Origin of the sequence: Segatella copri (genome assembly GCF_026015625.1) — a bacterium.
Lineage (GTDB): Bacteria > Bacteroidota > Bacteroidia > Bacteroidales > Bacteroidaceae > Prevotella > Prevotella copri_H.
Genome location: NZ_JAPDVG010000001.1, coordinates 2552482 through 2568843, shown reverse-complemented (window position 1 = coordinate 2568843; position 16362 = coordinate 2552482). Strand labels below are relative to the sequence as shown.

The window sequence follows — 16362 nt, the reverse complement described above, 5'->3', positions numbered from 1 at the left end:
TTCAAATGAAGAATAATATATTGATGAGTGTGTTGCTGACGGCATCGCTGTCGGCAGCACTTCCGCTTTCCGCTGCCAGTCATGTTGACGTGGTGAAGATGCGGACGGAGAACCGGGTGAATCCTTTGGGAATCGGAACTTCAACCCCTCGCTTCTCCTGGCAGATTACTTCTGACAGGAAGGGTGTGGTGCAGACGAGTTATCAGATTCTTGTAGCTTCTTCCAGAGAAAAACTGGATAGAAACGAGGCGGATTTATGGGATAGCGGTGAACGCAACAGCGATGAACAGCTGTGGATTCCTTATCAGGGCAAGGCGCTGCTGAGTGGCGCTCAAGCTTACTGGAAGGTGCGTATCACTACCAATAAAGGAAAATCGGAATGGACCGAACCGCAGCTCTTCACCATCGGACTGCTCGGTGAAACCAAATGGAGCGGTACCTGGATTGGCTTGGAAGACCTGCAGCCTGGAGAACAGAAAGGCATGCATACCCGACTGGCAGCACGCTATATCCGCAAGGACTTTGCGGCAAAAGGTAAGGTGAAGCGGGCGGTGGCTTATGTTGCCGGACTCGGTGTCTATGAGTTCTACGTCAACGGACAGCGTATGGGCGGCAGCCAGGCATTGCAGCCTGCACCAACCGATTACCGCAAGACTATTTACTACAATACGTTCGATGTCACTTCGCTCCTGACTGAGAAGAATGCCATCGCCATCAAACTGGGCAACGGAAGAATGTTTCCGATGCGACAGGAGAAGGCATACAAGACGCCTTTTTTCGGTTATCCGAAATGCCGCATCAACGTGAAGGTGGAGTATGAGAACGGAAAGACTGAAACCTGGGCTACCAACAATACATGGAAGTTGAGCTTCGATGGTCCTATCCGCAGCAACAACGAGTATGATGGCGAGGAGTATGATGCCCGCAGGGAACAGGCGCTGAAAGGCTGGACCCAGGCTGGTTTCGACGATAGCCAGTGGCAGAAAGCCGAGCGCTGTGCCATTCCTGACGGTACGCTGATGGCGCAGCCGATGACGGGAATGGTTGAGAAGGAATTCGGTCATCCGGTAAGTCTGAAGCATCGCCACGATACACTCATCGTAGATTTCGGACAGAACATGGCGGGCTGGATCGGTTTCCAGGTCCGTGGCAGGCAGGGTGATACCATCCGTGTGAAATATGCCGAGAAACTGCAGGCTGACGGCAGTCTGTATCTCGACAACTTCCGCAATGCCCTCTCTGAGGATATCTATGTCTGCAATGGTAAGGAGAACGGCAAGCCTTGGCGCCCGGTCTTCTCCTATCATGGTTTCCGCTATGCTGCCATCACCGGTATGAAGAATGCCCGCAAGGAGAATTTCACCGCTTATACCGTGAGCGATGAGATGGCTACCATCGGGCATATCGAGACTTCTGATACGATATTAAATAAGGTATTGAAGAATGCATGGTGGGGCATCTACGGCAATTACAAGGGTATGCCGGTAGACTGTCCGCAGCGCAACGAGCGCCAGCCTTGGTTGGGCGACCGTACGGTGGGTTCGTTGGGTGAAAGTTTCGTTTTCGACAATGAGCGACTCTACAGCAAGTGGATGCACGATATCTGCGATGCCCAGCGTTCGGATGGCAATATTCCGGATGTGGCTCCTGCTTTCTGGAATTACTATACCGATGATGTTACCTGGCCGGCAGCTCTGCCTTTCACCTGTGATATGCTCTACCATCAGTTTGGCAACAGGCAGCCTATCATCGATTCTTATCCATCCATCAGAAAATGGATCAACCATATCCTGGCTGAATATACGGATGAGAACGGCATCATCACCAAGGATAAATACGGCGACTGGTGCGTGCCACCGGAGAAACTGGAACTGATTCACAGTCAGGATCCGAAGCGAAAGACCGATGGCAAGCTGATAGCCACCGCCTATACAATCCGCTGTTTGCAGCTGGCAGAGCAGTTTGCAAACCTGCAGGGCTTGAAGGAAGAAGCTAAGGTTTGGGCTGACCGCAGAAGCGGGATGATAGAAGCCTTCAACAGGCAGTTCCTCACCAACAAGGCAGGAACTTCCCGACGTCCGGGTCATGTGCTTTATCCAGACAGCATCTATTATGGCAACAATACCTCTACCGCCAATCTCCTGGCGCTCTCCTTCGACATCGCTCCTCTGGAGTTGCGCAGCGAACTCATCAAGCAGGTAGTGAAGGGCATCTGCATCGATGCCAAGGAACATGTCAACTGCGGTGTCATCGGCATCTCCTGGCTCCTTCGCGGTTTGAGCGACAACGGTTTCCCTGATGTGGCTTATCTCCTGGCTACCCAGCGCACCTATCCGTCTTGGGGTTATATGGCTGAGAACGGAGCTACTACCATCTGGGAACTCTGGAATGGCGACAAGGCTGATCCGAAGATGAATTCGGGCAATCATGTGATGCTTCTGGGTGACTTGCTTACCTGGTGCTATCAGTATCTGGGAGGTATCCAGCAGAAGGGTGTCAACGTGCAGCAGGTGGCTGAGGCTGATGCCAGCGTGGCTTACAAGCACATCGTGTTGAAGCCAGCCTTCAGTATTCAGAACTGCGAATCGGTAAAAGCAGATTACGAGACTCCATACGGAGTAGTGAAGAGCCAGTGGAAGAAGACTTTGCAGCATGTGGATTGGGATATCACCGTGCCTTGCAACACCACAGCCGATGTCTATCTGCCTGATGGCAAGGTTGAAACGGTGGGTAGTGGCGATTATCATTATTCGGTAGAAATCCCTACCCGCGATGCTGCCATCCTGAAGGATGAATTCCTCTATGATTACAGCGGATTCCCATCGGCTCATGCCTCTACCATCACCCAGTTGAAGAATGGTGACCTGGTGGCTGCTTACTTCGGCGGTACCTTCGAGCGCAATCCGGATGTCTGCATCTGGGTAAGTCGGAAACCGAAGGGTGCCAAGGCTTGGGAGAAGCCTATCCTGGCTGCCGATGGTGTTTATCGCCTGGGTACTCCTGAGGCTAAGAAGGCGGGTCTTTCGGGCATCGATGAGAAGACGACTCCGGCTGATAAGGGACCTATCAAGGACGGATTGCGCCGTTTCGGTGTGCCTGCCGGCTACAAATATGATTTCCGCTCTAAGTCAGCCAATATCAAGTTGCCTGCCAATCTGAAGCGCAAGTCTTGCTGGAACCCTGTGCTCTATACCATGCCGGATGGCGAAATATGGCTGTTCTATAAGGTGGGATCTACCGTTGGCGACTGGACGGGCTGTCTTGTGAAGTCGAAGGATGGCGGTAAGACTTGGAGTGATCCGGAGGCATTGCCAGACGGTTTCCTCGGTCCTATCAAGAACAAGCCGGAAATGGTGAACGGCAGACTCATCTGCGGTTCCAGTACCGAGAAGAATGGTTGGCGATTCCATGTGGAGATCCTCGATTTGAAGACCAATAAGTGGAAGTATGTGGGTCCGGTAGATGCCGAACTGAAGCCTCGTACCGATGATGTAGATTCGGCTACGGTAGATATGGAGCATCCTATCTACAAGGAGGGAGAAAAGGCGAGATTAATCTACAGCATCCAGCCATCTATCCTGAAGTTGAAGGATGGCAGATTGCAGGTTCTGATGCGTACTCATAATGCCAAACTTGCCACCAGTTTTAGTAGCGACGGTGGTGATACCTGGACTCCGGTTACCCTGCTCGATATCGAGAACAACCAGAGCGGTACGGATGCTGTTACCCTGAAGGATGGCAGACACGTGCTCATCTACAACAATTTCGAGACGTTGCCGGGAACCAAGAAGGGATCTCGCACGCCATTGAGTCTTGCCATCAGCGATGACGGCACCCATTGGCGCCATCTCCTCACCCTGGAGGACAGTCCTATCAACCAGTATTCCTATCCAGGCATCATCGAGGGAAAGGATGGCAAGTTGCATTGCATCTACACCTGGCGTCGCCAGAGAGTGGCGTATAAGGAAGTGGATTTGAAAAAGATAAAATAAGAAAATAGTAAATTAAAAGGATAGATATGATATCTATCCTTTTATTGTTTTAAATTCCCCAAGCGAAAGTTCCTTCATTGATTACAAAAAGAAGGAAACTGCGTCTTTATCTATAAAACAAAGACTAAGACAATGATAAAAGTACAAAAGATTTTTGTGATGGCAGCCCTCGTGCTGATTCCATCTGTATCCTTTGCCCAGAAAGTGAATATCCTGACCGAAAAGACGGCTTCTAATCGGGAACAGTATGCTGCTGAATACTTGCAGAAGAAGCTCAACCGTTTGGGCTTCCCTACTGTGGTGAACGGCAAGAAGGGCGAATATCGCATTTCGCTCTCGCAAGCCAAGGATACTGCCGGACTGAAGAAGGAAGGTTTCTCATGGACCCGCAAGGGAAAGAAAATCCAGTTGCAGGGAAATGATGGCTCGGGTGTCATCTACGGCTGTAACGAAATTGCTGAATACGTGGCTCAGCATGGTTCTCTCAATGTGCCGCTGATGCAGGAGGATGCGCCTGAAATGGTGCTCCGTGGTGCTTGTGTAGGTTTGCAGAAAACCGTTTATCTACCGGGCCATCAGGTTTACGAATACCCTTATACCCCTGAGAATTTCCCTTGGTTTTATGACAAGGAACAGTGGATTCTGTATCTCGATATGCTCGTAGACAACAAGATGAATTCGCTCTATCTCTGGAATGGTCACCCTTTTGCTTCGCTCGTCAAACTGAAGGATTATCCTTTCGCCCTTGAGGTGGATGAGGCTACCTTCAAGAAGAACGAAGAGATGTTCTCGTTCCTGACCAGGGAGGCTGACCGCCGTGGCATCTTCGTCATTCAGATGTTCTACAACATCATCCTCTCCAAGCCTTTTGCTGATCATTATGGTTTGAAGACACAGGACCGTCACCGTCCTATCACTCCGCTCATCAGCGATTATACCCGCAAGTCGGTAGCTGCCTTCATCGAGAAATATCCCAATGTAGGCTTGCTCGTCTGTCTCGGTGAGGCGATGAATACCTACGAGGATGATGTGGAATGGATGACCAAGACCATCATCCCGGGTGTCAAGGACGGACTGAAGGCTTTGGGAAGAACCGACGAACCGCCAGTCCTGCTCCGTGCCCACGATACCGACTGCAAGATGGTGATGGAGGCAGCGCTGCCGCTCTACAAGAACCTCTATACGATGCATAAGTATAATGGAGAGTCGCTTACCACCTATCAGCCTCGTGGTCCTTGGACCAAGATTCATACTGATTTGGCAGCCCTGGGTTCTACCCATATAAGCAACGTGCATATCCTTGCCAATCTCGAACCATTCCGCTGGTCATCTCCTTCGTTCGTTCAGAAGGCGGTAACGGCGATGCACGATGTTCATCATGCCAATGCCCTGCATCTCTATCCGCAGGCCAGTTACTGGGATTGGCCTTATACGGCAGATAAATTGCCTGGCGGAAAGCGCGAGAAGCAGTTAGACCGCGACTGGATGTGGTACAAGACATGGGGAAGATATGCCTGGAACTGCCGTCGCGATGTAGCTGCCGAGGGTAATTACTGGGATAAGGTGCTTGCCGATTACTATGCTACTGATGCCGCTGTTGCCGACAGCATTCGCAAGGCATACGATGAGAGCGGTGAGATTGCGCCTAAGCTCCTCCGCCGTTTCGGTATTACCGAGGGCAACCGCCAGACGCTGCTCCTGGGTATGTTCATGAGTCAGCTAGTGAATCCATATAAGTACACCATCTATCCTGGTTTCTATGAGAGTTGCGGTCCTGAGGGCGAGAAACTCATCGAATATGTAGATAAGGAGTGGAAGCATCAGCCTCATGTGGGTGAGTTGCCACTCGATATCGTAGCTCAGACCGAGGCTCACGGCGACAAGGCTGTGGCTGCCATCGATGCCGTAGCGAGTCGTGTAACCGGCAATCAGGATGAGTTCCGCCGTCTTCAGAACGATATGCATTGCTACCGTGCTTTTGCCTACACTTTCGGCTGGAAGGTGAAGGCAGCTCAGCACGTGCTCAACTATAAGTGGAGTAAGGATATCAAGGAATTGGATGCTGCCGTTCCGCTACTCGAAAAGAGTCTGGAATATTACCGTCAGCTGGTGGATCTCACCAAGGATACCTATCTCTATGCCAATTCGATGCAGACCGCCCAGCGCCGCATCCCTATCGGAGGTGATGGCGGCAACATGAAGCATTGGAGCGAACTCTTACCAAAATATGAGCAGGAGTTGGCGAATCTGAAGAAGAATATCGCCATGCTCAAGGCTCAGGCTGCGGGTACCTACAAGATGAAGGCAGAGGATATCAAGCCTTTGAAGGATGCAACCCAACAGACGGGTGCTTTCCAGATGGAGAATATCAATGGCGAGGCTAATTTCAAGACTGTGAAAATAGCCAAGGGTGCCAAGCTCTTCAACGATTTGGATAGTGTAGTAACCGATTTTGCTCCTGAGTTGGCAGGTATGAATGCTTACGTGATGAACAGCAGCAAGCAGCGTGGCGCATCTACCTCGCTCATCTTTACCACCAAGAAGCCTGTGCAGCTCTTGATAGGTTATTTCCGTGATGACCAGATGAAATATGCCAAGGCTCCGAAGTTGGAGACCGATGCCACAGCCAACGATTACGGTCAGGCAGAGCCACAGCTCACCAGCGCCATCCGCATCGACGGCATGCCACAGGTGAACATCCACAAGTACGAGTTTGCTGCCGGCAAGCACACCCTGCTCCTGCCAAAAGGCTTCCTGCTAGTGCTCGGTGCTACGGGCGATAAGATTACCGCTCGCGATGCCGGCCTCTCAGGTGCCGATAAGGCGATTGATTGGCTGTTCTACTAAATAGAATGATATAATTGGAAGGATAGAGTATAGCACAAATCATGTGTTATGCTCTATCCTTTTTTTTATTAGGTGAGTCCACTCGAAAAAGTGGGTTCTATTTAAATCAAACGATAACCTTGGGCAGTTATATTCTGCCCTTGGCGTTAATTAACTCTGGCGAATAGTTAGTGTTCATTAGTTGATCAAACAACTTTAGCACGCTATGCGATCATCTTGAAACACTGGGCAATAGAGCAAGAAACATGTGTATATAACGTATAGAAATCTCAATGAAGGTGATTACAATATTTGGATTCTTTTCGTCTTTATGATAATCTTATTTGTTTGTAGTATACTAACATCACGGCACAGATGATTGGGAACAGACTATTTATGAAGTTAGATTAAAATATAAAAACAAACCTAAAAGACTCAATTATGAAGAAATTGAAAAATCCTGACGCTATCTCAGGAATTACCTCTAAGGTAATGTTGGTTTCGACTATCCTGTTGACTCCAACAACTATGATGGCAAGTAAAATTCAAGGAGGAATTCAAACACCTCTTTCTGTAGTGCAGCAGTCAAACTCCATCAATGGTACTATTGTTGATGAGCTTGGCGAGCCGATGATTGGTGTAACCATCAAAAAGAAAGGTAGTGGTGTCGGTGCCATTACTGACCTGGATGGCAAGTTTTCTGTAAATGTACCTGTTGGTACAGTCTTGGAAATCAGTTACACAGGTTATAAAACTTTTACTATTTCTGCCAAGCAAAATATGGGAATCAAGATGGAGCCTGATGCTATAGGTCTTGAGGAGTTGGTTGTTGTAGGTTACGGTACACAGAAAAAACGTGACTTGACAGGTTCTGTAGTATCCGTAAAGAATGAAGATGTTGTAGCGGCTCCTACTTCCAACGTAATGGAGGCTTTGCAAGGTAAAATCGCAGGTCTTGATATTACAAAATCCAGTGGTCAGGTTGGTGGCGGAGTAAATATTTTGCTTCGCGGTTCTCGTTCTATCTATGGCGATAACAGTCCTTTGTTTATTATCGACGGACTGCCTGGAAGCTATGATGACATAAGCCCTAACGATATAGAGAGCATCGATGTATTGAAGGATGCTTCATCTACCGCTATCTATGGTTCAGCAGGTGCCAATGGTGTCATCATTATAACAACCAAGCGTGGAGCGAAGAGTTCTAAGACAAGGGTTAATTTTGACGCTTACTATGGTTGGAGTGGTTCTCCTGAGTACAAGAGTGGCATGACTGGTGATGAATGGGTTAATTATTATACAGAGGCGTATAAATATAAAAATGGCGTAGCTCCAGCGAGCGTTTCAGACCTCTTCGGTGGTAACCAGGATTATGTAGATGCTTATAATGCAGGAAAATGGATAGACTGGGTAGATCAGGCTATGGATAATAAAGCTACTACTCAAAAATATTCACTTTCCATCCAGGGTGGAACTGACAAGACAAATGTTTACGCTTCATTGGTGTATAACCGTGACCAGGGATTACTGTCTAATGAGAAACTCAACAAATATTCTGTACGTTTGAACATCGATCAAAAGGTATTTGACTGGTTTAAGGCTGGTGTGTCGACCAATCTCAACTATAGCATCCGTAACCGCGGCGACAACAAGACATTCACAGGAGCATTGAGGGCTTTTCCTCTTGGTGATGTCTTTGATGAATTTGGTGAGTATAACTCTGAGTATATCAATAACCAATACTCTCCTATGGGCGATTATATCAAGAATCAGTATGACAATAATAACCGTTATACTTATATCAATGCAATTGGTTATGCAGAGATTACTCCTTTCAAGGGTTTGTCTTACCGTACTCAACTTAACGGTTCGTTAGGTCATGGCCGCCAAGGTACTTATTGGGGCAATTTGTGTCATGCCAACAGACCTACATATGCAGGTTCGCCACACGCACAGATACAGAACTCAGACAGTTATAGTTATACATGGGAGAATATTCTTTCATACAACTTCAGCATTGCTAATGACCATAACATTGGTGTTACAGGCGTTACTTCTTGGCAGAAGAATTCTAATGAATATACCAATGCAGATGGTAGTGGCCAGGATTTGGACATATGGAAGTATTGGCGTTTGTTGGCAGCTAATAGCCAACGTGTAGAGTCAGGACTGACAACCACCCAAAAAATGTCATACGCCTTGCGATTTAATTATTCCTATAAAGGTAAGTACCTCTTCACTTTCTCAAATCGCTGGGACGGTGTGTCATTCTTCTCTCCAGGCAAGAAATGGGATTCATTCCCTGCAGGAGCATTAGCTTGGCGCGTGTCAGATGAAAGTTTCATGAAAAGCTCAGAAAAGTGGCTTGACAACTTGAAACTCAGAGTGGGTGCAGGTATTACAGGTAATTCAGGTGGCGTAGGTGCTTATTCAACACAAACAAATGCCTATAAATACACTTCTGCCGGCATCACTATAAATGGCAACATAGTGCCGTTCACTCAATATACCGGTACCTATGGTAGTCCTTCTTTGGGATGGGAAAAATCTTATAATTGGAACTTCGGTATAGATATGGCTGTACTCAAAGGACGTCTTGATGGCAGTTTGGATTTCTTCACCACTAAAACACGTGGTTTGCTCTTCAAGCGTACTATGCCTATAACAAGTGGCAGCACAGGTTGGGGCTCTCCTTTGGCTAGCTGGGAAAATATTGCCAAGACTAGCAACAAGGGTGTGGAGTTCACCATCAACAGCCGTAATATCGTTACCAAGGACTTTAAATGGAATACCACATTGACAGGAACTTGGAGCAAGGAAAAGATCGAGAGCTTACCTAATGGTGACTTGATTTCAGAGAATCTTTTCGTGGGTAAACCTATTCATGCTATATACGATTACAAGTATGCTGGTATCTGGGGTACTGATGCTTCACAGGAAGAACTTGATAAGTATGGCGTGAAACCTGGATGGGTAAAGGTTGAGACGATTGAGAAATTTGACGAAAATGGCAATGGTGACGGAGGTGTGCATAAGTACAGCCAGGATGACCGTCAGGTATTGGGACATGAGAATCCTAACTGGATTATTGGTCTTAACAATACTTTCGTCTATAAGGACTTCGACTTGACTATCTATGCAATGGGACGCTTCGGTCAGACTATCTATAGCAAAATGCTCGGTTCATATACAGCAAAGTCTGGAATTGATACAAATCAAATTTCAGGTATAGACTATTGGACAGAAGAAAACCAAGGTGCTTATTATCCACGCCCTGGTAGTGGTGATGACCAAACGATTGGCAATACAGCCATCAATGTATATGATGGTTCTTTCATCAAGATAAAGAACATCACATTGGGTTATACACTTCCAAAGAGCATCTCTAAGCATGCACTTATGGAGAAGTGCCGTTTCTATTTTACTGCCTATAATCCTTGGATTTTTGCTATGGACAGTAAGTTGAAAGGTACAGATCCTGAAATGGGTGGCTCGGATACTTTCCCAACTTACAAGCAGTTTGTTTTTGGTATAAATATCACATTCTAAACAATTAAGAAAAATGAAAAAGATGAATTTTAAGAATATATTGTTCTCTGCAGCCCTCGCTGCTGGTGCGATGTCTTTAGCTTCGTGCTCTTTGGAAGAAGAAAACCCTGGTGGTTTTACCATGGAGAACATGGCAGCGAACTCGGTTGAGTCATACCAGACTTTGCTTAATCAGTGCTATTTTGGTATGGAACGTTTCTTGTATGGTACGGATGGTTTCATGGAATTGACAGAAGGTGATACAGACCTCTGGACTTACCAAGGAAATCAGAATACTTCCTATACTCAGTATTTTTGGTTCTTCGCAGGTGCAGCACCTAACACCACCTATACAAATGGTATCTGGAACTCTCTCTATGATGGTATTGGCAGTTGCAATATGGCTATCAGTTTGGCAAATAAAGCCCCTTTTAAAACTGAGGCTGAAAGAAATGTCAAAGTTGCAGAAGCTAGATTCTTGCGTGCTATCTATTATTTCAATGCTGTAGAGCAGTTTGGTGGGGTTACCATGATTACAGAACCGGCTAGCTCTATGAATTTTGCTCCTACCCGTACAGAACCTCTAACGATTTATAAGGAAATTATCATTCCTGACTTGGAGTTTGCTGTGGAATGGCTGGATAAAGGCAATGACGCAACTACTACACAGCCTACCAAAAAAGCTGCACTTGGAATGTTGGCAAAAGTTTGTCTGCAGACCAAAGAGTATGCTACGGATGAGTATATACCTGAGGCGCTTGATGCAGCTAAAAAGCTGATAACTGACTGTGAGTCGGGTGGCTCTACATATGGTGCTTACATGTATCCTACGTATGAGGAGGTTTTTGCTGAGAAAAATAATAAAGAAAATAAGGAGGCTCTATGGAAGCATCGCTGGTATGCTGGCAGCGATGGACATGGTTCTAGTAATGGTAACTTCAAATTGAATCGTAACGATGAGAAGTTCCTCTGTAATATCAATAAGTTTGGTGCTCGTGAAGACAATCAGACTAGCCGTCTAACATGGGAAGGCAGTCAGGCAGGTATCTTCATGCCAACTCAGTATTTGCTCAATCTATATGTACAGCAGGATGGAACACTAGACCCACGTTTCCACAAGTCTTTCACTACTCAGTGGAACGCAAATAGGAATTATGAGTGGGACGAAAGTTCAAAGAACAACTTTGGTAAGGAAGATGCCATTGTTGGCAAGAAGCTCAATACAGGCGACTTGGCCATCAAAATCGTGATGCCTCAGGATGCAGATTATGCAACGGAAGTAAGTAAGAAAGTTACAGCCAACTACTTAATAGTAGATTATAAGGATGTATATGATGATGCAAATAAGAATGTGATAACCGAGCGTGGCGCAGGTGAAAACATGTTCCGCTACTTCTATCCATCTCTTAACAAGCATAATAGCAGCAACTATTATGTTGCTAATGCCAGCAAAAAACGTAATGGAAATTTGAATGCTACATTCATTATACGCATGGCTGAGATTTACCTCATTGCAGCAGAGGCTGATATCTATCTAAATGGCGGGGCTAACGCTATGGGCTATATTAATAAGGTTCGCCAACGTGCAGGGGCTACCCTTCTCACTGGTTCTGCTTCTGTTCGTACAGTATTGGATGAACGTGGTCGTGAGTTATGTGGTGAATACTGCCGCTTCTATGATTTGAAGCGCACAGGAATGTTCAAGGACAATTCATATCTACAGGCTACACATCCAGACTTGGCTAGGTATTTCAAACCAGAGTATGCTCTTCGTCCAATTTCAACAACCTTTACAAATGGTATTAATAATGGCGCTGAATACCAGAATCCTGGTTATTAATTTTTTTTAGATTTAACTAATATATACTCGAGTAGGAGGTGAATGCTAATAATAGGTGTTTATCTCCTACTTTTTATGGTTAATAATTCTAAATAGCATAAACTTTATGTAATTAGTTACAAAAACTATCTCCAAACGTCTTTGTATTTGTAAGATTTAAAATTAATATGTACTAAAATAAAAATATGAAGATCGAAAGAAAAAGACTGGTACTCTTATCTCTTCTTGTCTTTGGCTGCATCACCGCTTTTGCACAGAAAATCAGCCAGAACGTGATGCAGAAGATATACGACGAGGTAAAGACACCTTATAAATATGGTATGGTGGTTGCACCTGAGGACAACTACCACAAGATAGACTGTCCGATGGTGTATCGCGAAGGAAACAGGTGGTTTATGACCTATGTGGTATACAACGGCAAGGACGGAACGGATGGAAGAGGGTATGAAACATGGCTCGCTACCAGCGATGACCTGCTGCAATGGAAAACCCTGGGCCGCCTGCTCTGCTATGCCGACAAGGGATGGGATATGAACCAGCGTGCAGGATATCCGGCGCTGATAGACTGGACCTGGAACGGATCCTATGAGATGGCAAAATACAAAGGTCGCCACTGGATGAGCTATTTCGGTGGAGAAGGTACGGGCTATGAGTCCGTCCGCAAGCCTCTCAATATGGGTATGGCTTCTACCAAAGGCGATATCACCCAGGCTCATCCTTGGGAAACATCCCCAGCGCCTGTTCTCTCTATCAACGACAAGAGTGCACAGTGGTGGGAGAAACTCACCCATTATAAAAGTACCGTCTACTGGGATAGGAACAAGACGCTGGGCAAACCTTTCGTCATGTTCTATAATGCCGCTGGCATCAACCCTGCCAACCAGTTGAAGGCAGAACGCATCGGTATCGCCCTCTCCAGCAACATGACTTCCTGGCGCCGTCTGCCTCTCCGCACAGCCAAGCGGAAGACAGGCAATCCGGTCTTCTTTCATGAGGCTCCTGGCATCATTACGGGAGATGCACAGATCGTGAAGTTCCCGCATTATTATGTCATGTTCTATTTCTCTGCCTTTAATCCGAAGAGAAAATACAATGCCTACAATACCTTTGCCGTGAGCCGGGACCTGGTGAACTGGCAGGACTGGGAGGGAGCCGACCTGATTTATCCTTCCAAACCTTATGATGATATGTTCGCCCATAAGAGTTATGTGCTGAAGCATCAGGGTGTGGTTTACCATTTCTATTGTGCCGTGAACCATGCCGGACAGCGAGGCATTGCCGTGGCTACCAGCGTGCCGATGGGGCGTTCGCAGGTTTCTTTCCCGACACTAGAAAAGAAGGGAAAGCGACAGATTATGAGTCTGAATCAGGACTGGCAGGTAAGCTTCGGCAAGACTTCGGAAGATAGTATCACGAAGAAGATGGGAACCTTCCGGGGGAATGTGCCCAACAATCTGGACGATTATTACGGTTACCGCCAGCTGAAGCACGGCAACCTGCATGGTACCGCCACCTACGAGAAGCATTTCTCCGTTCATAAACAGACCGGAAAACGCTATTTCCTGCAGTTGGAAGGTGTGGGAACCTTTGCTACGGTCAAGGTGAACCGCAAGAGTTATCCGAAGGAATTGGTAGGCAGAACCAGCTTTATGCTCGATATCTCGGATGCGCTCCGTGAGGGCGATAATACATTGAATATCAAGGTAGAACATCCTGCCATGCAGACCAATAATCCTTGGCCTTGTGGTGGCTGTTCGTCAGAGTGGGGCTTCTCGGAGGGCAGTCAGCCTTTCGGCATCTTCCGTCCGGTATCGCTCATCGAAACCGATGAGGTGAGGGTAGAGCCTTTTGGAGTACACGTCTGGAACAACGAAGTATGCGACAGCGTCTTCGTAGATACTGAGGTGAAGAACTATTCCGACCATGAGCAGACCATCGAGGTAATCAGTAAACTGGCGCTGAGCAGCGGCAAGACCGCTTTCCGCCAGGCCGGAAAGATTACCCTGAAGGCAGGCGAGACCCAGGTGGTCCGTCATCAGGCAAAGGTCAGCGATGCCCATCTGTGGGGCATCACGGATCCTTATCTCTATACCCTTTCCAGCATCATCAAACGAGAGGGCAAGACCATCGATGATGTGGCTACCCCTTTCGGCATCCGCTCCATCTCCTGGCCGGTACTCCGACAGAAACAGGCTGCGCTCCGTGGCGATTCAGCCCAGATGGATAAGAAAGACGGCAGATTCTATCTCAACGGCAGTCCGGTTTTCATCAACGGAACCTGCGATTACGAGCATCTCTTCGGTCAGAGTCATGCCTTCTCTCACGAGCAGATAGCTTCCCGTGTCAAGATGATGCGCCAGGCAGGTTTCAATGCCTTCCGTGAGGCTCATCAGCCACATAATCTCTATTACCAGCAGTTGCTGGATGAGCAGGGCATGCTGTTCTGGAGTCAGTTCTCGGCACATGTCTGGTATGATACATCCGCCTTCCGCAAGAACTTCAAGCGTCTGCTGCGCCGCTGGATTAAGGAGCGCCGCAATTCGCCTAGCGTCATTCTCTGGGGCATTCAGAACGAGAGTGTGATGCCGAAGGATTTCACCGAGGAGTGTGCTGCCATTATCCGGGAGATGGACCCTACCGCCCAGACCATGCGCGCCATCACCACCTGTAATGGAGGAGAGGGAAGCGACTGGAATGTGATTCAGAACTGGAGCGGAACCTACGGCGGAACAGCCGATAAATATGATCAGGAATTGAAACAGCCTAACCAGTTGCTGAATGGTGAATATGGTGCCTGGCGCACGCTCGGTTTCCGCAGTTCCGATGCAGAGAAACTGCATGCCGGTGATGCGAAGGCCCTGTCAAAAGCCTATACCGAAGATGCCTTTGTATCTCTTCTCAGCAAGAAGGCGATGCTGGCAGAAAGCGCCAAGGACAGCGTCTGCGGCCATTTCCAGTGGCTCTTCGTATCGCATGAGAACCCAGGCAGAGTGCAGCCAGATGAGGCTTACCGACGCATCGACAAGGTGGGACCGTTCAATTACAAGGGACTTCTCACGCCTTGGGAACAGCCTACCGAAGGCTTCTACTGGTATCGCAATCATTATACGAAGGTGCAGCCTGATACGCTTACGCCTACAGCTGCCGACCGCAACAGAGATCTTCTGAAACCAGCCGAGGGTTATACCTATCTGTATAGAGTGAACTGCGGCGGTGATGCCGTTACAGACAGTTATGGCAGCGAGTGGGAGCAGGACGACAGCGTCTATTCTCATTCCTGGGCAGAGCGTTTCGGCATGAATCCGTTTACGGCGAGTCAGGGACATATCACTTCCCGCATTCATGGTTTGAAATCATCGTCTGCAGCCTCTCAGCATGCTGCGGCTCCTGATGCAAAGCTCTTCCAGTATTTCCGTTGGGGCCGTCATGCGCTGAATTATCAGTTTGCTGTTCCGGATGGAGAATATCGCGTAGAACTCTATTTTGCCGAGCCTTGGCTGGGCAAGCATGAGGGCACCGGTATCGATTGTGATGGCGAGCGCATCTTTGATGTAGCTATCAACGATTCCGTGGTAGTAGATGACCTCGACCTTTGGGCTGAGGCTGGCTTTGCGGGAGCCTGCAAGAAGGTGGTAGATGTCAAGGTAAAGGGCGGTCTGCTGACCATTTCTTTCCCGGAAGTTAAGGTGGGAGAGGCTATCATCTCTGCCATCGCCATTGCTGCCAAGGGAGAGATAGGAGATGCTGAGAAGTGGAATACCGCCTTCAAGGGCAGCAAGCCTGCGAGCGGAATGAGCAAGACTTACTGGGCTGACCTGGATAAGGATGTGGTAGAGAAATATCCGAAGGAACTGTTGCCTCAGGACAACGAAGTGTTCCCGGCTGTGCGCTATAAGAGCAAGACCTCAACCTGGACCATCAATCCCGGTGTGGCCCGCGAATACATGTTGCGTTTCCGCTATAAGAACACCACCGGTGAGCAGCAGGTAGGCAGGTTGAAGATAGTGGACAGCAAGGGCATCGTCCTGCTGGATAGAGACATGACCTTCCCTAAAACGCCGAACAAGTTCAAGACCATCGGTACCACTACCGATTCTCAGATCAATGCCGGTACCTATCAGATAATCCTCTCCGGTCTTCCGAACGTTTCGTTTGATTATCTGGAAGTGCAATAAA

General features: G+C 47.7%; 5 protein-coding genes. All 5 read left to right on the top strand.

Annotation, left to right across the window (positions count from 1 at the left end):
- Positions 1 to 5: 5 nt before the first annotated feature.
- The 5 genes from ONT19_RS10795 to ONT19_RS10775 all read left to right on the top strand — a co-directional run bounded on the left by ONT19_RS10795 (position 6) and on the right by ONT19_RS10775 (position 16361).
- On the top strand, positions 6 to 3992 hold the full coding sequence (locus ONT19_RS10795; RefSeq protein WP_437183492.1) for a family 78 glycoside hydrolase catalytic domain: 3987 nt from the start codon (positions 6 to 8) through the stop codon (positions 3990 to 3992).
- Positions 3993 to 4151: 159 nt separating this feature from the next.
- A complete protein-coding gene (locus tag ONT19_RS10790) occupies positions 4152 to 6839 on the top strand; it encodes an alpha-d-galacturonidase (protein WP_264953054.1) in 2688 nt (895 codons plus the stop codon).
- 507 nt (positions 6840 to 7346) lie between these two features.
- Positions 7347 to 10367 (top strand): SusC/RagA family TonB-linked outer membrane protein, encoded by a 3021-nt coding sequence (locus ONT19_RS10785; protein ID WP_334649318.1) that lies wholly within the window; start codon positions 7347 to 7349, stop codon positions 10365 to 10367.
- Between the two features lie 13 nt (positions 10368 to 10380).
- A complete protein-coding gene (locus tag ONT19_RS10780) occupies positions 10381 to 12186 on the top strand; it encodes a RagB/SusD family nutrient uptake outer membrane protein (protein WP_218433113.1) in 1806 nt (601 codons plus the stop codon).
- 185 nt (positions 12187 to 12371) lie between these two features.
- On the top strand, positions 12372 to 16361 hold the full coding sequence (locus tag ONT19_RS10775; RefSeq protein WP_264951941.1) for a malectin domain-containing carbohydrate-binding protein: 3990 nt from the start codon (positions 12372 to 12374) through the stop codon (positions 16359 to 16361).
- The last annotated feature ends 1 nt before the right edge of the window (position 16362 follow it).